Origin of the sequence: Chitinophaga dinghuensis (assembly GCF_003259435.1) — a bacterium.
Classification (GTDB): domain Bacteria; phylum Bacteroidota; class Bacteroidia; order Chitinophagales; family Chitinophagaceae; genus Chitinophaga; species Chitinophaga dinghuensis.
Map to the genome: position 1 here is coordinate 603,018 of NZ_QLMA01000001.1, position 17,806 is coordinate 620,823.

The 17,806-nt window shown below is 45.3% G+C and carries 16 protein-coding genes; 11 read left to right on the top strand and 5 right to left on the bottom strand.

What is annotated here, in order from left to right:
- Nucleotides 1-170 precede the first annotated feature (170 nt).
- Entirely contained in the window at nt 171-1,274 is a 1,104-nt protein-coding gene (locus CLV59_RS02445; protein ID WP_111590405.1) for an RluA family pseudouridine synthase, read from the bottom strand.
- Between the two features lie 67 nt (nt 1,275-1,341).
- Here CLV59_RS02445 and lipB point away from each other — a divergent pair, with 67 nt between their 5' ends.
- The 3 genes from lipB (at nt 1,342) to CLV59_RS02460 (ending at nt 3,027) form a co-directional block, all read left to right on the top strand.
- Entirely contained in the window at nt 1,342-2,040 is a 699-nt protein-coding gene (lipB, locus tag CLV59_RS02450) for a lipoyl(octanoyl) transferase LipB (RefSeq protein ID WP_111590406.1), read from the top strand.
- A gap of 305 nt (nt 2,041-2,345) precedes the next feature.
- Nucleotides 2,346-2,723 carry a hypothetical protein gene (locus CLV59_RS02455; protein ID WP_111590407.1) on the top strand — a complete coding sequence of 126 codons (378 nt, stop codon included), beginning with the start codon at nt 2,346-2,348 and terminating at the stop codon, nt 2,721-2,723.
- A gap of 4 nt (nt 2,724-2,727) precedes the next feature.
- Nucleotides 2,728-3,027, top strand: coding sequence for a hypothetical protein (locus CLV59_RS02460; protein ID WP_111590408.1), 300 nt, complete (start codon nt 2,728-2,730; stop codon nt 3,025-3,027).
- A gap of 65 nt (nt 3,028-3,092) precedes the next feature.
- Here the strand turns inward: CLV59_RS02460 and CLV59_RS02465 are convergent, their stop codons facing one another.
- The 3 genes from CLV59_RS02465 to CLV59_RS02475 form a co-directional block, all read right to left on the bottom strand.
- Nucleotides 3,093-3,827 carry a hypothetical protein gene (locus tag CLV59_RS02465; protein WP_111590409.1) on the bottom strand — a complete coding sequence of 245 codons (735 nt, stop codon included), beginning with the start codon at nt 3,825-3,827 and terminating at the stop codon, nt 3,093-3,095.
- A gap of 67 nt (nt 3,828-3,894) precedes the next feature.
- Nucleotides 3,895-4,794, bottom strand: coding sequence for a 1-aminocyclopropane-1-carboxylate deaminase/D-cysteine desulfhydrase (locus CLV59_RS02470; protein ID WP_111590410.1), 900 nt, complete (start codon nt 4,792-4,794; stop codon nt 3,895-3,897).
- Between the two features lie 90 nt (nt 4,795-4,884).
- Nucleotides 4,885-6,225 (bottom strand): alpha-L-fucosidase, encoded by a 1,341-nt coding sequence (locus CLV59_RS02475; RefSeq protein WP_111590411.1) that lies wholly within the window; start codon nt 6,223-6,225, stop codon nt 4,885-4,887.
- Between the two features lie 131 nt (nt 6,226-6,356).
- On the opposite strand from CLV59_RS02475, the gene CLV59_RS02480 reads away from it, so the two are divergent.
- The 8 genes from CLV59_RS02480 to ilvA all read left to right on the top strand — a co-directional run bounded on the left by CLV59_RS02480 (nt 6,357) and on the right by ilvA (nt 16,589).
- Entirely contained in the window at nt 6,357-7,259 is a 903-nt protein-coding gene (locus CLV59_RS02480) for a sugar phosphate nucleotidyltransferase (protein WP_111590412.1), read from the top strand.
- Nucleotides 7,259-8,341 carry a phosphotransferase enzyme family protein gene (locus CLV59_RS02485; protein ID WP_170137631.1) on the top strand — a complete coding sequence of 361 codons (1,083 nt, stop codon included), beginning with the start codon at nt 7,259-7,261 and terminating at the stop codon, nt 8,339-8,341. Before CLV59_RS02480 ends, CLV59_RS02485 begins: the two co-directional genes overlap by 1 nt.
- A 607-nt stretch (nt 8,342-8,948) precedes the next feature.
- Nucleotides 8,949-9,851 carry a branched-chain amino acid transaminase gene (locus tag CLV59_RS02490; protein ID WP_111590414.1) on the top strand — a complete coding sequence of 301 codons (903 nt, stop codon included), beginning with the start codon at nt 8,949-8,951 and terminating at the stop codon, nt 9,849-9,851.
- A 314-nt stretch (nt 9,852-10,165) separates the two neighbouring features.
- Nucleotides 10,166-11,845 carry a dihydroxy-acid dehydratase gene (gene ilvD / locus CLV59_RS02495; protein WP_111590415.1) on the top strand — a complete coding sequence of 560 codons (1,680 nt, stop codon included), beginning with the start codon at nt 10,166-10,168 and terminating at the stop codon, nt 11,843-11,845.
- On the top strand, nt 11,811-13,562 hold the full coding sequence (ilvB, locus tag CLV59_RS02500; RefSeq protein ID WP_111590416.1) for a biosynthetic-type acetolactate synthase large subunit: 1,752 nt from the start codon (nt 11,811-11,813) through the stop codon (nt 13,560-13,562). Before ilvD ends, ilvB begins: the two co-directional genes overlap by 35 nt.
- Nucleotides 13,563-13,611: 49 nt before the next feature.
- Nucleotides 13,612-14,148: an acetolactate synthase small subunit gene (ilvN, locus tag CLV59_RS02505; protein ID WP_111590417.1), complete on the top strand. Its 537-nt coding sequence runs from the start codon at nt 13,612-13,614 to the stop codon at nt 14,146-14,148.
- A 79-nt stretch (nt 14,149-14,227) separates the two neighbouring features.
- The gene (gene ilvC, locus CLV59_RS02510) at nt 14,228-15,271 is read left to right on the top strand and encodes a ketol-acid reductoisomerase (protein WP_111590418.1); all 1,044 of its coding nucleotides are present in this window, start codon (nt 14,228-14,230) and stop codon (nt 15,269-15,271) included.
- A gap of 58 nt (nt 15,272-15,329) precedes the next feature.
- Nucleotides 15,330-16,589, top strand: a complete 1,260-nt coding sequence (ilvA, locus tag CLV59_RS02515; protein WP_111590419.1) for a threonine ammonia-lyase IlvA — start codon at nt 15,330-15,332, stop codon at nt 16,587-16,589.
- A 96-nt stretch (nt 16,590-16,685) separates the two neighbouring features.
- Here the strand turns inward: ilvA and CLV59_RS02520 are convergent, their stop codons facing one another.
- The gene (locus tag CLV59_RS02520; protein WP_111590420.1) at nt 16,686-17,735 is read right to left on the bottom strand and encodes an NAD(P)-dependent alcohol dehydrogenase; all 1,050 of its coding nucleotides are present in this window, start codon (nt 17,733-17,735) and stop codon (nt 16,686-16,688) included.
- Nucleotides 17,736-17,806: the final 71 nt, after the last annotated feature.

A 17,806-nucleotide genomic window follows, 5' to 3' on the forward strand; every position in this document is an offset into this window, starting at 1 on the left:
TAGAACGAATGAAGGTATATAGGCTTCTCATGTGTGGTGACATGGTAACTGCCTACTAAATTATGTAAAAAAATAATGTGATGGGAGTAAATAATATGAAGAAATAAATATTTAATTGGTAGGATCGCTTAAAAACGTCGCCCCGCGGGGATGCGGGGCGACTAACTTTATTATTGTGTGTCTTCTTCCCATTTTTGATTGGGAGTCACTTTTTCTTCCAGTGGTCGAGCGGCTACATACCGTTTCCATTTCTCGAGTACGGTGGTGAAATCAGTAGGGAGTTGACTTTCGAAATACATTTGCTGGCGGGTGCGTGGGTGAATGAAGCCCAGCTGTTGTGCATGGAGGGCATGTCTTGGCATGATCTCGAAGCAGTTTTCCACGAACTGTTTGTATTTAGCGAAAATAGTTCCCTTTATAATGCGGTTACCGCCGTAGGTTTCGTCATTGAAGAGGGAGTGTCCGATATGCTGCATATGTACCCTGATTTGGTGGGTACGACCAGTTTCCAGTCTGCATTCCACCATGGTTACATAATTGAAGCGTTCCAGTACGCGGTAATGGGTGATTGCTTCTTTACCATATTCGCCGTCAGGGTAGGCGTCCATAATTTTACGGAAGCGTTGATGGCGGCCTACATGCGCCACAACAGTACCTTCATCTTCCTTAAAATCGCCCCATACCAATGCAATATAACGACGATGAACAGTATGATCGAAGAACTGTTTGGCCAGATCGCTCATGGCTTTATCAGACTTGGCCACTACGAGGAGGCCGCTGGTATTTTTATCGATACGATGTACCAATCCGAAGCGGGGTAGCGTAGGCTCGGTAGCCTGGGTTTTGTCCCCAAGGTACCAGGAGAGACCATTTACAAGCGTCCCTGTATAGTTGCCACAGCCAGGGTGTACCACCATGCCAGCAGGTTTATCGATGATTAATATATCCTCATCTTCATAAACGATATTCAGTGGCAGTTCTTCCGGCAGTACTTCAGTGCTTTCCGGACTTTTGTTGGAGTACACAAGAATCCTGTCCAACGGGCGGATTTTGTAGTTGGATTTTACTGGTTTATCGTTTACCAGTACCATTTCGCCATCGAGGGCTTGTTGTATTTTATTGCGGGTGGCGCCTTCAATACGGGCGGTGAGGAATTTATCAATACGGACAGGCTCCTGGCCTTTATCTACTACCATATTGATTTTTTCATATAATTCCTCGCTGCCATCACCGTTTTCCAGCTCATCTTCCAGTTCCAGCAATTCTTCAGCCATTAGATCATAATTTTTGCAAAGGTACGTATCTTTGCGGGCTAAATGCCAGGGGTAAAAGGCAAAAGCTATGAGTAAGCAACAGATTGTAGTAAAGGATCTTGGAAAGATTGATTATCAGCAGGCTTGGGACTACCAGGAAAGTCTTTTAAAGGAGAATGTTCAGTTGAAAGCGGCGGCTGGCGATGTCAGTCCAAAGCCCACTACCAACTATTTGCTTTTCTGTGAGCATCCGCCTGTGTATACATTGGGTAAAAGTGGACACCTGGAAAATCTCTTACTCTCGGAAGAACAGCTGGATGAGAAAGGGATAGGCTTCGTGAACACCAATCGTGGCGGGGATATCACTTTTCATGGACCTGGCCAGATAGTGGGTTATCCCATTTTAGATCTGGAAAATTTCTTCACCGATTTAGGCAGATACCTGCGTTCACTGGAAGAAGTCATCATCCGCACTATTGCCGAGTATGGTGTAGTGGGGGATCGTTCTCCTGGAGAAACCGGCGTGTGGCTGGACCCGCAGGATAAGGTAAAGGCCCGTAAAATCTGCGCGATGGGCGTAAGATGCAGCCGCTGGGTAACCATGCATGGTTTTGCACTGAATGTGAACACGCCGTTATCTTACTTTGGTAATATTATTCCCTGTGGTATTGTGGATAAACAGGTCACCTCCCTGAACAAAGAAGTGGGACATGATCTGGATATTGCAGAGGTACAAGCCAAGCTGGCGAAGCATTTCAGTGAGGTGTTTGATGCCGAAATGAAGTAATATTTTATATAGTAATCGATATTTTTCCTTTGAAGCCGGTCGCTCTGACCGGCTTTTTTTATGCGCTTTTTGATTGGTGAATTATCTATTTGATAATGATGTAATCAATTTAAAATCAATTATATAAATATTATGTATTAACCATTTATTAACTTTCCTTGTTATGAAATAGCTGTTCATTTGTGGTAGAAAAACCTGTTTGTTATGATAGAAGTTAATCCTAGGTCGTTGCCGGGTGGCAATGGTATCCTTAGAAAAATTAATAAAGAGAAATTAAATACAATACTAACATTCAAATCTCCAAAATGACTACTGAGGCAAGCATTACAATCACCAAGCATGAAGGAAGTATCGCCTTCATATCTGTCCGAATGCCAATCTGGACTAAATGGAACGCATTCGGAAATTTATCTGTAATCATTCCACTTTTAGGTTTTGAAACCTTTGCGAAAGATGAAAAAGATGCGGAGCATGCAATTGAAGAGGCCATCATCTCTTTTTGTGTAGTTGCGGAACGCTTTGGCCAAGGGATTACCAAAGAATTGCAAGCACTTGGATGGCGAATTGCAGGCGAGGATAATTTAGAATATGGGTTCGATTATACCGATGCTGTTTTAGAAAACATTTTTAAAATGGGCAAGCATTATGAAAACCCTCATTTAAAACTGGAATTAGCAGCTTAATCCCATGGCAGATAATTATTATCCTACTGTCTCGATGGTCTTTATTTTAGAATGCATTTGTAATAGTGGCGTTATAGAGATTGGCAGTATTGTAACTACTGGAGATACCACCATGTTTATTTTAAAAGGACCACAGGCGATATTCAAAAGAACATGCATTGTAAGAGAAGTTGAAGCCGGTCAAGTAACATATGAAAATGCGACAGGATTGGCTATTCGCTTAGGTTTTATGGGGGAGTTGTTAGATTGGTTATGCGAAAATAAAAATTGGAAGGATGGTGGCTATTTAGACAGAGCAATATAAAAAAAGGAATGGACTGGCTTGCCAGTCCATTCCTTATATAAAAAGCGTTTCTTGCTGTAAGTAACTTACATTTTATAATTCAGCGGGATAAAGAAATTCCATTTCTCTTTCAGTTTCCCATCTTCAAATAATTCAAAATTAAACCAACCTGCATGCAGGAAAATAGCTTTCTCCAAAATCAGAGAAGGAGATTTCACATGTTCTATATCGAAGAGGTAAGCGCCATTGGATTCGAAGAATTTAACGCTGTAGCGTTTCTTCTCGGCTTCAGGTAATTTGATATTTACATTACCATCGGCGGTGGTGTACACATAGTTGGAAGGGTGCCAAACCACGCGCTCTGGTTCTTTGTTTTCCTGCTCTTTCCCACGAAGGCCACGTGCCGCATCTTTGATATCTGCATATTGCAGTTTCATATCGGCGCGAATGGTGCTGTCGCTCAACGCCAACATCGTCTTACTGTAGAAATAACGACCGTTATTGAAGAGAATAAAAAGACGGTAGTAGTTGGTACCCGGTAATGGTTTATTATCCTGGTAGTTATTGCGTGTTTCATTAGGATCTTTCACATAACCGATAGTGTTAAAGTTAATCACACTATCAAGAGAGCGCTGTACGCCAATCTCTTTCACATCCCGGAAGCCGGACAGCCACTCCAGTGAAATCTTTCCGGTTTTAATGATCGCATTAAACTGCGGTAGTACCGGCGGATTCTCTGGTTCCTGCACCTGCGCGCTTACACTGAGGGTGGTGAGTAATAAAATTCCTATAGCAATAGAAAATTGCACGATCTGCTTCATACTAAAATTAATCCTATCTCTTAAAGTTGGCAAAAATACACTACCTGCCAAATATAACGAACAGTTTTTAAAATGCCAGTATTCCTTGCTGCTGTGACTGGTTGCCCTGCAATCCGCCGGTATGTATCAGCAGTATCTTACTGTGAGCTGGAAAGTACTGTTGTTCCAGCAATTGACGGAATGCCATCACCATTTTGCCCGTATAAATAATGTCGGTAGGTATGCCAGTTTCAAGATAGAATTCATTCATGAACGCTATCAGCTCCTGATTTATTTTCCCATAACCTCCCTGATGAAATGCTGTGAGTAATTTCCAGGAAGACAGATGTTGGGGAGATAACAAGTCCGCTATTGCTTGCTCCAGAAAACCTGCCCCTTTCAGCACCGCTATTGCCAATACTTCCTGGTGAACGCCTGCGGCATTGATCAATCCTGCTGCCGTGGTGCCAGTCCCGGCGGCGCAGAGAATATGGGAATAATCCTCCAGGGGAAACAGGGATAAGATTTCCTCACAGCCCCTGGCTCCTGCGGCATTGTGGCCCCCTTCAGGAATTACAAACCCTTCCTGGCGGAGTTTTTCCAGGTCAGGATTCCCGGGTAGCTGCATGGCGCTGTATTGAGCGCGACTCACAAATCTGAGTTGCATACCGTTTGCGGCGGCATGACGCAGGGTGGGATTGGTGTCCGACTGCATCTCGTCTCCCCGTATGATACCTATACACGATAATCCATTTTCCCGGCAGGCCTGTGCTGTGGCTGCAATATGGTTAGACCAGGCCCCACCAAAAGTAATGATGGTCTGATATCCTTCTTGCCTGGCTGCTTCCAGGTTGTATTTCAGCTTAAACCATTTATTGCCGGAAATGACCGGGTCCAGTTTATCCAGTCGCACCATGGAAGCAGTCATCCCTTCCGGTAGCCAGGAGGGGCGGACAGGGTCCAGGGAAATATTGTTGTAATCAGCCATGGGAGCGAAGGTACAGTATACGGAATAAGAAAGGGCGCAATGGTAATAAAAAGATACCTTTGCGCCCTGATAATTGGATAAGAGATTCGGTTATTCGTTGGTCAGGAAACCTCCTTTGCCACGGTAAAGTTTCACTGGTTTGTCCAGTTTTACTTTCAGCACAGTCACATATTTATCCTGAACGGATGCAGGAACGTCGATGTAGACCAGTCCTGGTACAGGGCTCCAGGAGATTTTTCCTACAACTTTGTGTTGCAGTTTTGTACCGTTACCCACTACGCTGATATCCTCAATTTGATTATTCAGGCCTTTGATGACTACCTGACCACTGGTTTTACCAGGCAGGAAGAGATAAAGGGTACTGGAATCTTTGGAAAGGGTAGTAGGGCCATAGAAGTGACCTTGCGGGATACCTCCAATAGTATTGAAGATGGCTTCGCCATTTTTCTTATTCCATGCGCCCAGTTCTTTGAGTACATGTACTTGTTCAGCGGGGATAGTACCATCGGCTTTTGGTCCGATGTCCAGCAGCAGGTTACCGCCATTGCTTACGGCATCCACGAAGATGGTAATAATTTCGAAAGGCGTTTTCCAGTTGGTGTCTTGTGGCTGCCATCCCCAGTTATTGTTGATGGTCATACACAGTTCCCACCAATGGTAGTGAGGACGGGTAACAGGGAAGTTTTGCTCAGGAGTGTCGTAATCGCCATATCCTTGCAGACGGCCATTGATAATGGTATTTGGATTATGGCCGGTGAGCATTTTGCGCATTTTCTCTGCTTCCCATTCTTCCGCAGAATGTTCCCAATCGCCGTCAAACCACCACAAATCGGGGTTGAAATTATTCATTACTTCAGCCATCTGGCCTTCGTAGAATTTCAGGAATTGCTGCCATCTGGCTGGATCTTTCTTAATATCGTAGCGGTTACTGTCTTTCAGAAACTGCGGATAATTGATATTGGACCAGTCGATTAGTGAAAAATAGGCACCACATTTGATGCTATCGCGGCGCAAAGCGGCGTAGAAGGGGGTAAGAACGTCTCTTTTTGCCGGTGTGCTGTTAGCTACATCTAGTTTACTTAATTTACTGTCCCACAGGGCTACGCCGTCGTGGTGTTTGGTGGTCATCACAGCGTATCTGGCGCCGGATTCCTTGATGAGGTCAGCCCACTCCTGTGGATTATATTTATCAGCGGTAAATCCTTTTAGCTGAGCCATATAATCAGGATAAGAGATTTTCTTATTGTGGAAGGACCAGGATTCGTCCACGCCTTTTACAGAATAAATGCCCCAGTGGATGAAAATGCCCAATTTGGCATCTGCAAACCACTGCATTTTGTCTTTAATTTCGGCGGGATTTGTTTTCTGTTGCGCGTTTGCGCTTGTAAATAGCTGTAAGGCACAGGCACCCAGCAGGATCAGTCTTCTCATCGTTCCGTTTAAATTAGTCTTTGAAATAAGTGCTAAACACAAAAAGAACTGTGAAAATAGTAAGTATTGATTAAATTTAGCGCCGATTATTTCAGGTAAATAATTGAAAACTATAAATCTAAAACAAACAAATGCAACCGACTCTTTTGATTTTGGCGGCCGGTATGGCCAGTCGATACGGCAGTTTGAAGCAAATCCAGCAATTTGGCCCCAGTGGAGAAACCATTATTGACTACTCTATTTATGACGCAATACGCGCAGGATTTGGTAAAATAGTATTTATCATCCGCGAGAATTTTGCGCAGGAATTTAAAGAAATATTTGAGCCTAAGCTGAAAGGGCGGGTGGCAACTGATTATGTATATCAGGAAATGGATGCCTTTGTAGGTGATCACCAGGTTCCTGCAGACAGGACCAAACCTTGGGGTACTGCACATGCGATTCTTTGCGCTAAAAACGCGATCAACGAGCCATTTGCAGTGATCAATGCGGATGATTTTTATGGCGCGGATGCATTTGTGAAAATGGCGGCATTCCTGAAAGGAGAATCTACAACTGATATCTACAGTGTTGTAGGTTATGAGCTGGGCAAAACTATCAGTGAGCATGGTTCCGTATCCCGCGGCGTATGCGCAGTGGATGGTGCTGGATTCCTCGCTGAAATCAATGAGCGTACAAAAATCTATACAGATAACGGACAGATTGTTTACGAAAACGGCGATGGTAGCAAACACCCGCTGGCAGCAGAAACACCTGTGTCCATGAACTTCTGGGGTTTCGATCCTAGTGTGTTCTCGCTGAGCCAGGACCTGTTTAATGAGTTCCTGGATAAAAACCTCAGCAATCCAAAGGCAGAGTTTTTCATTCCGATTGTGGCCGATGAGTTTATTCGTCGTGGCAAAGGGAAGGTGAAAGTGCTGCCTACCAGTTCCCAATGGTTCGGTGTGACCTATAAAGAGGATGCACCGGGCGTACAGGCTAGCCTGTCGGAGCTGGTAGCCCAAGGAGCATATCCCAACAATTTATGGAAATAATGCCCAACAAGCAAATCCTTCAGGCTTTCGGACTTGAGCCTGAAGGATTGAATGTCCGACGATTCGGATCAGGACATATCAACAACACTTTTCTGCTGGAAAAGAAAGAGGATGGCAGTAAATACGTTCTACAGAAAATCAATGTAAACGTATTCAGGGAACCAGGTATTATCGCCACCAACCAAAGAATGGCAGCTGATTATCTGGCAATACATCATCCGGGGTATCTGTTTATCACGCCCATTCCCACTGTTAACGGAGATGAGCTGTTTGTGATCGACAACGAATACTGGCGTATGATTCCCTTTATTGCGGATTCCGTAACGGTAGATCAGGCAGATAACCCAAAGCAGGCATATGAAGCAGCCAAACAGTTTGGACGCATGGCCAATTACCTTTCGGGGATCGATCTGAAACCGTTTAAAGCTTCTATTCCAAATTTCCACAATCTCACATTGCGTTACGCCGCCTTCCAGGAAGCCATTCGCAATGCCGCAGATGACAGAAGAAATGCCGCAGAAGAGATGATTGATGAATTCCTACGCTACTCCGACATCGCAGTAACGTACGAGCAGTTGAAGACAAACCCGGAATTCAGGGATCATTTGATGCACCACGATACCAAAATCAATAACGTATTACTCAATAAGGATACTTTCGAAGGTATATGTGTGTGCGACCTGGATACGCTGATGCCGGGAAAAATTATCTCCGATCTCGGCGACATGGTCAGAACTTACGTCTGTCCCGTGTCCGAAGAAGAGAAAGACTTCACGCAAGTAGTTATCCGCGAAGAGTATTTCGAAGCATTAATGCAGGGATATCTCGGAGAAATTGGCGGTACACTTACCAAAGTGGAAAAAGAACAACTGTTCTTCGCAGGAAAGTTCATGATCTACATGCAGGGAATACGATTCCTCACAGATTATTTAAACGGGGATGTCTATTACCCAATCAAGTACCCAACTCATAATTTTGATCGCGCTAAAAATCAGCTGACATTGCTTCAGCGATTGATCGAAAAACAAGAAGTGTTGCAGCAAATTATCAACAAATGTCTGCAAGTCAGTGAACAGGTTTAGAAAGTGAACAAAAGAAATGAAGCTATTGAAGGCCGTCTCTCACCAGTAGAGACGGCCTTCTTATTTTTTGATGGTGACGTATTTGACCAGCGAAACGTCCGAAATGCCCGCGAATCGGGCATTTCGGACGTTTCTTGTTTTTGTAATTGCTTCTCGACTGCCAAAACAACAAACGAAAAACTAAATATCAGGTCCATTTTACACAAAATTCCCTCTGCTATCTAACTATGAAAATTGCGATTTGTTTAGAAAAACCCTAACTAACCGCACTGATTTTTGAATATTTTCAAAATCCCTTATAGCAATTAATTTTTGACGAAAATTTTGACCCCTTATTGTTTTTTATTTTTTTCACAGATACTTTTGTATCGATAGAAAAAAATATCACAAACCTCCATGTGGGTAAATAAAGACAATATAAAACTTAATCACATTGTTCCTCAGTTGAACTGGGCGATCACAAAGGTCGTGATTATTGTCGTTGTCATTATTAGCCACCAGTATGGAGGATAGGTACACGTGCATATACAACACTGAAATACGCCTTCCTCCGCAAAGAGGAAGGCTTTTTTTTTGACCAATATTGACTGTTAATAATTTCAATTTTATGTATAGCTATTACAACGACAACACCATTATTTATCTCGACGGTGAATTCCGCAAAGCATCAGCCACTACCACTGACCTGTATGGACAATCTCTCCACTACGGATACGCTGTTTTTGAAGGCATCCGCGCCTATAAAACCGCTAACGGAGAAGTGAAAATCTTCAAAGCCAAAGAACATTACGACAGGCTCCGTCGCTCCTGCGAATTAATCCACATCCCCTTCAAATGGACGAATGAAGAATTGATCGAAGCTACCTACAAAATGCTGGAGATGAACAACATGGAGGAAGCATACATCCGACCGTTGGTGTACTGCCCGCCAAACATGACACTCAAAGCAGCATCAGATAGTCACATCCTGATATGCGCATGGGAATGGGGAGCATACCTCGGCGAAAAACTGCTCAAAGTGATGACCTCTTCCTTCGAACGTCCAAATCCTAAAGCTTTCAAAATCGAATCCAAATCGGCAGGCCTTTATGTAAACTCCATACTCGCCTCCCAGGAAGCTAAAGAGAAAGGCTACGATGAAGGACTCCTGCTGGACCAGCAAGGTTTCGTTGCAGAAGGACCAGGCGCTAACGTATTCTTCGAAAAAGACGGCAAAGTATTCACTCCTCCAACCGGCTCTATCCTCCCAGGTATTACCCGCGCTACCGTTATCGAACTTTGCCACGAACTCAATATCCCACTGGAAGAAAAACTCTTTACCATCGATGAACTCAAACAAGCTGACGCTGCCTGGTTCTGCGGTACCGCTGCAGAGGTAATCGGTCTCGACTCCCTCGATGGTCAATCGTTCGGCAAACCATGGGCAGATTCTCTCGGTAAAGTGCTCCAGCAAGCTTACAAAGCAAGAGTACTGGAAAAAGCATTCGAACGTACGCCTCAACTGGCCTAAAAATATTTCAAAAGGCATTGAGTATGAAGCCTCCGGAGTTATTATGAAATGCATAACAGCAAGTCGACTTCAGTCAATGTAATTAGCTTTATACTTCATACTTGATGCCTTCTGATTTTTTTGAAGACTGTAAAACGAAAAAGTAAAAACCCTCAACTGTAAAGGGTTTCCAGGCGCTAAAGCCAAATTTGAAGACCGGTTAATAATGAATTCTTAGTTTGAATATCAAATCCCCACCGGCTAATTTTAAACCAACTTTTAAAATAGGATTACTATAAACCATTGGTAATCTGAAACAATAATAACTCACAGCAATGGAATTGAACAAGTACAGCAAAACGATCACGCAAGATCCTACGCAACCAGCCGCACAGGCTATGCTGCACGGGATCGGTCTGACAGACGAAGATCTGAAAAAAGCACAGGTAGGCGTGGTGAGCATGGGCTATGATGGCAATACCTGCAATATGCATCTCAACGACCTCGCTAAAGATGTGAAAAAAGCCGTCTGGGCGAATGATCTGGTCGGTCTGAACTTCCACACTATCGGCGTCAGCGACGGCATTAGCAACGGTACTGAAGGTATGCGCTATTCTCTCGTCAGCCGCGATCTGATTGCTGATTCTATTGAAACTGTTGTGGGTGCACAATACTATGATGCAGTAATCACCGTTCCTGGCTGCGATAAAAATATGCCTGGTTCACTCATGGCAATGGGGCGCCTCAATCGCCCGTCTATCATGGTGTACGGCGGTACTATCGCTCCCGGTAAATGGAAAGGTCAGGACCTCAATATCATCTCTGCTTTCGAAGCGCTGGGCCAGAAAATGGCTGGTACTATCGCTGATGAAGACTTCAAAGGCATCGTACACAATGCATGCCCTGGCGCTGGCGCCTGTGGTGGCATGTACACTGCCAATACCATGTCTTCCGCTGCAGAAGCACTCGGTATGAGCCTGCCTTACAGCTCATCCAACCCCGCCCTGAGCCCGGAGAAAAAACAAGAATGTGAAGATGCTGGTAAATACATCCGTCTGCTCCTGGAAAAAGATATTAAACCCCGCGATATCATGACAAAAGAAGCATTCGAAAATGCAGTCACTGTCATCATCGCACTGGGCGGTAGTACCAATGCGGTACTGCATCTCATCGCGATCGCAAAATCTGTTGGGGTACAATTAACATTGGCCGACTTCCAGCGCATCAGCGATGCTACTCCGCTTATCGCCGACCTGAAACCAAGCGGTAAATACCTGATGGAAGACCTCCACAATATCGGAGGCGTGCCATTAGTGATGAAATACCTGCTCCAACAGGGACGCCTACACGGAAATTGCATGACCGTTACTGGTAAAACAATCGCTGAAAATCTGGAGTCCGTACCAAATATTGACTTCACCATACAGGATATCATCGTTCCGCTGGAAAAACCATTGAAAGCAAACGGACATATCCAGATATTATACGGCAACCTCGCCACTCAAGGCTCTGTTGCTAAAATCACCGGTAAAGAAGGCGAACGATTTAAAGGCCCTGCACGCGTATTTGATGGCGAGTTTGAACTCATCGCAGGTATACAGTCAGGCCGCGTAAAACAAGGGGATGTAGTGGTAATCCGTCAGGTAGGCCCTAAAGGCGCGCCTGGTATGCCTGAAATGCTGAAACCTACCTCGGCTATCATGGGCGTGGGATTAGGCAAAAGCGTGGCACTCATCACCGATGGCCGTTTCTCCGGTGGTACACACGGATTTGTAGTGGGACATATCACGCCGGAAGCCTTTGAAGGCGGAAATATTGCCCTCGTTCAAGACAACGATATTATTGAAATAGATGCAGTGAACAATATCATCAATGTAGAAGTGAGTGATGAAGAACTGGCGGCTCGCCGTGCTAAGTGGATACAGCCTGCATTGAAAGCATCCAATGGAATTTTATTTAAGTACGCAAAACTTGTAAAAAATGCAACAGAAGGATGTGTTACCGATGAAGGCTGAGAAAGAAGCCGATAAGCGGTTAGACGTTAAACCTGTAATCACCGGCGCAGAAGCCTTAATGCGTTCCCTCGTAGCGGAAGGCGTTGAAACAATCTTCGGTTATCCCGGTGGTGCTATTATGCCTATCTATGACGCCCTGTACGATTTTCAGGATCAGGTGCATCATATACTGGTAAGGCATGAACAGGGCGCGACGCATGCTGCCCAGGGTTATGCCCGCAGCTCCGGCAAAGTAGGCGTAGCTTTTGCTACCTCCGGCCCAGGCGCTACCAACCTGGTAACAGGACTGGCTGACGCTTATATGGACAGTACGCCAATGGTTTGCATCACCGGTCAGGTGGCTGCTTCCCTCTTAGGCACCGACGCTTTCCAGGAAACAGACGTGATTGGTATTACCATGCCTATCACCAAATGGAATATACAGGTCACTAAACAGGAAGATATTCCTGATGCTATTGCCAAAGCATTCTATATCGCCCGCAGTGGCCGTCCAGGCCCTGTTCTGGTAGATATCACCAAAAACGCACAGGTAGGCAAATGTGAATTTGAATATAAAAAATGTGAGTTCATCCGCAGTTATCAACCTATTCCGGAACTGGATCAGGAGGCGGTAACCGAGGCGGCGGCATTAATCAACAGCGCTAAGAAACCATATATTTTCTGTGGTCATGGCGTATTGCTATCTGGCGCTGAAAATGAACTCATTGCACTGGCAGAGAAAGCACAGATTCCTGTTGCTTCCACACTGCTTGGCTTGTCTGCGGTTCCTGTAGATCATCCACTATATGGCGGTCTGCTGGGTATGCACGGCAACTACGCGCCTAACATGCTCACCTGCGAATGCGACCTCGTAATCGCAGTAGGTATGCGCTTCGATGACCGTGTAACCGGCGACGTGAATACTTTCGTGAAACAGGCGAAAGTCATCCATATCGAAATAGATGCCGCTGAAATCAATAAGATCATCCGTGCGGATGTGGCTATCCATGCAGACGCGAAAACTGCACTGGAAGCGCTGAATCAACTCATAACGCCTGCCCGTCACGACGAATGGCTAAAGGAGTTCGAAGCCGGCCATAAAAAAGAGTACGACAAAGTACAACACCGTGAGCTCTATCCGGAAGCCGGCGAAATAAAAATGGCCGAAGCAGTAAGACTGATCTCCGAAAAAACAAACGGTGAAGCCATCCTGGTAACAGACGTGGGCCAACACCAAATGATCGCGTCTCGCTACTACCGTTTTAAAAACCCCAATACCAACATCACCTCCGGTGGTATGGGTACCATGGGCTTCTCTGTACCAGCAGCCATGGGCGCAAAAATGGGCGCTCCGGAAAAAGAAGTAGTAGCAGTAGTAGGCGATGGTTGCTTCCAGATGACATTACAGGAACTGGGAACCATTTATCAATCTCAGATTGGTGTGAAAATGGTAATCCTGAATAACAACTTCCTGGGAATGGTAAGACAATGGCAGCAACTGTTTTTCGACAAACGATATTCCTCCACTGAAATGACGAACCCTGATTTCGTACAGATTGCTAAAGGATTCTTTATCCCCGGCAAAAAAGTAACAGCAAGGGAAGACCTGTCATCAGCAATCGATGAAATGCTCGCTACCAAAGGCGCATATCTGCTGGAAATTGTGGTGGAAAAAGAAGATAACGTATTCCCCATGGTACCTGCAGGTGCACCGGTCTCCACTATTCGTTTAGAGTAGTACCGCAGCATTCACGCGTATTGTTTATCAGTAATTCACAACAGGACTTATGCAAAAAGAATATACAGTCACGGTATATACGGAGGATCGTATAGGTATCACTAACCGTATCACCATCATCTTTACCCGCAGAGGAATCAATATCACCAGTCTCACCACTGCTGAAACAGAGATCCCTGGTGTGTACAAGTTTGTTATAACGGTAATGTCTACACGCGAACAGCTGGACAAGGTAGTCGGACAGATTGAGCGTCTGATTGAAATTCACCGTGCATTTGTACATGAGGAAGACGAGGTGGTATACCAGGAACTGGCGCTCTATAAAATCTCTACAAAGGCATTACATACCGCCGGAGATGTGGAGAAGCTAATCCGGGAGAATAATGCACGTATCCTGACCATTACCGGCGATTATTTCGTAATAGAAAAAACAGGCCATCAGCAAGAGCTGGTTGATTTTATCAAAAAGCTGGAGCCATATGGGCTGATAGAATATACTAAAAGCGGGCGCGTAGCGATTGTCAAGTGGAGTCGTCGTTTCCATGAACATCTGAAAGAACTGGATAAATCCGTAGCCAGCTATTAATCTTAGACATCATATTCATTCACAATTCACACCTGGCTTTGTGCTATAGACACAGGCCAAATGCAAAAAAGAAAACAACATGGCAACCATCAATTTTGGCGGCGTACTCGAAGAAGTAGTAACCAGAGAAGAATTCCCTATGGAAAAAGCTAGGGAAGTGCTGAAAAACGAAGTGATTGCAGTTATCGGTTATGGTGTACAAGGCCCAGGCCAGGCACTGAACCTGAAAGATAACGGCTTTAACGTTATCGTTGGTCAACGTAAAAACTCTGCAACCTGGGATAAAGCTGTTGCTGACGGCTGGGTACCAGGCGAAACACTGTTTGACATTGAAGAAGCAGCTGCAAAAGGTACTATCATTCAGTTCCTGCTGTCTGATGCTGGTCAGATCACTCTGTGGCCTACTCTGAAAAATCACCTGACTCCAGGAAAAGCACTGTACTTCTCCCACGGTTTTGGTATCACTTATAAAGATCAGACAGGTATCATTCCTCCTGCTGATGTGGATGTTATCCTGGTAGCTCCTAAAGGCTCCGGTACTTCCCTGCGTCGTCTGTTCCTGGCTGGTCAGGGTCTGAACTCCAGCTACGCTATCTTCCAGGATGCTACTGGTCGCGCTAAAGAACGCGTTGTTGCGCTGGGTATCGGCGTTGGTTCCGGCTACCTGTTCGAAACAGATTTCAAAAAAGAAGTATTCTCCGACCTGACCGGCGAACGCGGTTCCCTGATGGGTTGTATCCAGGGTATCTTCGCTGCTCAGTACGAAACCCTGCGCAGAAACGGTCACTCTCCTTCTGAAGCGTTCAACGAAACAGTAGAAGAACTGACCCAATCACTGATGCCACTGGTAGCAGAAAACGGTATGGACTGGATGTATGCTAACTGCTCTACTACTGCTCAGCGCGGTGCGCTCGACTGGTGGAAGAAGTTTAAAGACGCTACCCAGCCTGTATTCGATGAACTGTATGCCAGCGTTGCTGCAGGTAAAGAAGCTGCCCGTTCTATCTCTTCCAACAGTACTGCTGATTATCGCGAGAAACTGAACGAAGAACTGAAAGAACTCCGCGAAAGCGAAATGTGGCAGGCAGGTGCGGCTGTTCGCAAGCTGCGCCCTAATGCGTAATATACTGTAACAGGCTGCAAGGCTGCCTTGCAGCCTGTTATTCAAACTTTTTCTTTTTATGTCCACCAATACTACCACGGGCGTCAGCTCACTCAACATACTGGATGCGGCGGTAAAACTGAAACCAGTTGTTAACCGTACTCCACTCACTTACTCCGCAACCCTCTCCAGACGCTATCAATGCGATGTATACCTGAAAAGAGAGGATATGCAAATTGTACGATCTTATAAATTGCGTGGGGCATATAACCTGATTAGCAGCCTTCCTGCCGATTTGCTGGCAAAAGGCGTTACCTGCGCCAGCGCAGGTAACCATGCACAGGGCTTTGCCTATGCATGTAAAGCAATGAATATTAAAGGCGTGGTTTTCATGCCGATTATCACTCCCAAACAAAAAGTTACCCAGGTACGCATGTTCGGCGGCGAGAACATCGAAATTCGCTTAGTCGGCGATACTTTCGACGATTGCTCCGCTGAAGCGCAAGCCTATACGAAAGCGGAAGGCATGACTTTCATCCCCCCTTTCGATAACCCGAAAATTATTGAAGGACAAGGTACCGTAGCAGTGGAAATTCTGGAAGATCAGTCCCAGGTAGATTTCCTCTTCGTTCCGGTAGGCGGCGGTGGACTTGCAGCCGGTACTGGTACCTATTTCAAAACATATAGTCCTAAAACCCGTATCATCGGCGTTGAACCAGAAGGAGCTGCCTCTATGCTCACTGCACTGGAAAATGGCGGCCCTGTTACACTCAACGAAATCGAAAGATTCGTAGACGGTGCTGCTGTGAAACGCGTAGGTACGCTCAATTACGAAATCTGCAAGGAAGTACTGGAGAAAATGCACCTTGTCAACGAAGGAAAAGTATGCTCCACCATCCTGAAATTATATAATGAAGATGCCATCGTCGTAGAACCTGCCGGCGCCCTCTCTATCGCGGCCCTGGACGATTTTGCCGATGAAATCCGTGGTAAGAAAGTGGTTTGTGTCATCAGCGGTAGCAATAACGATATCGACCGCATGCAGGAAATCAAAGAAAGATCACTGCTCTACGAAGGACTGAAACATTACTTTATTGTACGTTTCGCTCAACGACCAGGCGCATTGAAAGAATTCCTGAACCACATGCTGGGACCCAATGACGATATCACCCGCTTTGAATACATTCAGAAACATAACAAAGAATCCGGCCCTGCCCTGATTGGTATTGAACTGGGAAGAAAAGAAGATTATGATGTGCTGATCGCTAACTTCCGCAAGTACAATCTCAACTTCACTGAATTAAATAAAGACGATAACCTGTTTGGTTATCTCGTATAAATCTTCCCGCAACGAAGATAAAAAGTAAAGGATTGACGCCCACGCGTCAATCCTTTACTTTTTATACAACTTCTTTAATTTAGTGATGACTACTGCCTATTTCTTCAAACTGGCAATATCTATCACAAACCGATACTTTACATCTCCCTTCATCATCCTTTCATACGCTTCATTAATCTTTGGAATGTCTATCACTTCTACATCCGCAACGATGTTATGTGCTGCACAGTAATCCAACATTTCCTGTGTTTCCCGAATGCCGCCTATCAATGAACCTGCAATACTGCGTCGGCCCATGATGAGCTGGATAGCTGGTACCTGTGAGGCTTCCGGCGGTACGCCCAGACAAATCATCACGCCATTCAGATTCAGTAACGCTAAAAATTTGCCGTATTCATGTGGTGCTGAAACTGTATTGATGATGAAATCAAACTGGTTACGTAATGCTTTCATCTGCTGATCATCTTTAATCAGTGCAAAATGATGCGCGCCCAGTTTTCTGGCATCCTGCTCTTTAGACGGAGAAGTACTCAGCATGGTTACTTCGGCGCCCATAGAGGCCGCCAGTTTCACAGCCATATGACCTAAGCCACCAAGTCCAAGTACAGCTACTTTGTGACCTTTGCCCACTTTCCAGTAACGCAGCGGAGAATAGGTCGTAATTCCCGCACAGAGCAATGGCGCTACGCCATCCAGCGGTAATTTATCGGACACATGCAAGGTGTATTTTTCATCCACTACAATCTGAGTGGAATAACCGCCATAAGTAGGCGTTTTGCGATCCATTTCCGTGCCGTTGTAAGTGGCGGCATTTCCTTTCTCGCAGTATTGTTCTTCTCCTGCTTTACAAGGATGACACTCCCGACAAGAGTCTACAAAACAACCTACGCCAGCCAGATCGCCCACTTTAAAATTTTTCACGGCAGATCCTACTTCTGTAATGCGTCCTACAATTTCATGACCAGGCACCATCGGGTACATAGAGCCTCCCCATTCATCTCGTACCTGGTGAATATCAGAGTGACATACGCCGCAATAGAGGATGTCGATGCGCACGTCATGTTCGCCAACAGGGCGCCTGTCAAAACTCCAGGGGCCTAGTGGAGTGGTGGCGCTTTGCGCCGCATAAGCTTGGGTTGCGTTCATGAGGAAATAATTTTATCTAAGCTACGGATTTTGTAGATTGAATAGCGTTTTGGAACTTGATTACTCATCTT

Bases quoted from the DNA above. Each gene is read 5' to 3' on its own strand.
- CLV59_RS02445 (WP_111590405.1), bottom strand. From the start codon at position 1,274: ATGGCTGAAGAATTGCTGGAACTGGAAGATGAGCTGGAAAACGGTGAT.
- lipB (WP_111590406.1), top strand. From the start codon at position 1,342: ATGAGTAAGCAACAGATTGTAGTAAAGGATCTTGGAAAGATTGATTAT.
- CLV59_RS02455 (WP_111590407.1), top strand. From the start codon at position 2,346: ATGACTACTGAGGCAAGCATTACAATCACCAAGCATGAAGGAAGTATC.
- CLV59_RS02460 (WP_111590408.1), top strand. From the start codon at position 2,728: ATGGCAGATAATTATTATCCTACTGTCTCGATGGTCTTTATTTTAGAA.
- CLV59_RS02465 (WP_111590409.1), bottom strand. From the start codon at position 3,827: ATGAAGCAGATCGTGCAATTTTCTATTGCTATAGGAATTTTATTACTC.
- CLV59_RS02470 (WP_111590410.1), bottom strand. From the start codon at position 4,794: ATGGCTGATTACAACAATATTTCCCTGGACCCTGTCCGCCCCTCCTGG.
- CLV59_RS02475 (WP_111590411.1), bottom strand. From the start codon at position 6,225: ATGAGAAGACTGATCCTGCTGGGTGCCTGTGCCTTACAGCTATTTACA.
- CLV59_RS02480 (WP_111590412.1), top strand. From the start codon at position 6,357: ATGCAACCGACTCTTTTGATTTTGGCGGCCGGTATGGCCAGTCGATAC.
- CLV59_RS02485 (WP_170137631.1), top strand. From the start codon at position 7,259: ATGCCCAACAAGCAAATCCTTCAGGCTTTCGGACTTGAGCCTGAAGGA.
- CLV59_RS02490 (WP_111590414.1), top strand. From the start codon at position 8,949: ATGTATAGCTATTACAACGACAACACCATTATTTATCTCGACGGTGAA.
- ilvD (WP_111590415.1), top strand. From the start codon at position 10,166: ATGGAATTGAACAAGTACAGCAAAACGATCACGCAAGATCCTACGCAA.
- ilvB (WP_111590416.1), top strand. From the start codon at position 11,811: ATGCAACAGAAGGATGTGTTACCGATGAAGGCTGAGAAAGAAGCCGAT.
- ilvN (WP_111590417.1), top strand. From the start codon at position 13,612: ATGCAAAAAGAATATACAGTCACGGTATATACGGAGGATCGTATAGGT.
- ilvC (WP_111590418.1), top strand. From the start codon at position 14,228: ATGGCAACCATCAATTTTGGCGGCGTACTCGAAGAAGTAGTAACCAGA.
- ilvA (WP_111590419.1), top strand. From the start codon at position 15,330: ATGTCCACCAATACTACCACGGGCGTCAGCTCACTCAACATACTGGAT.
- CLV59_RS02520 (WP_111590420.1), bottom strand. From the start codon at position 17,735: ATGAACGCAACCCAAGCTTATGCGGCGCAAAGCGCCACCACTCCACTA.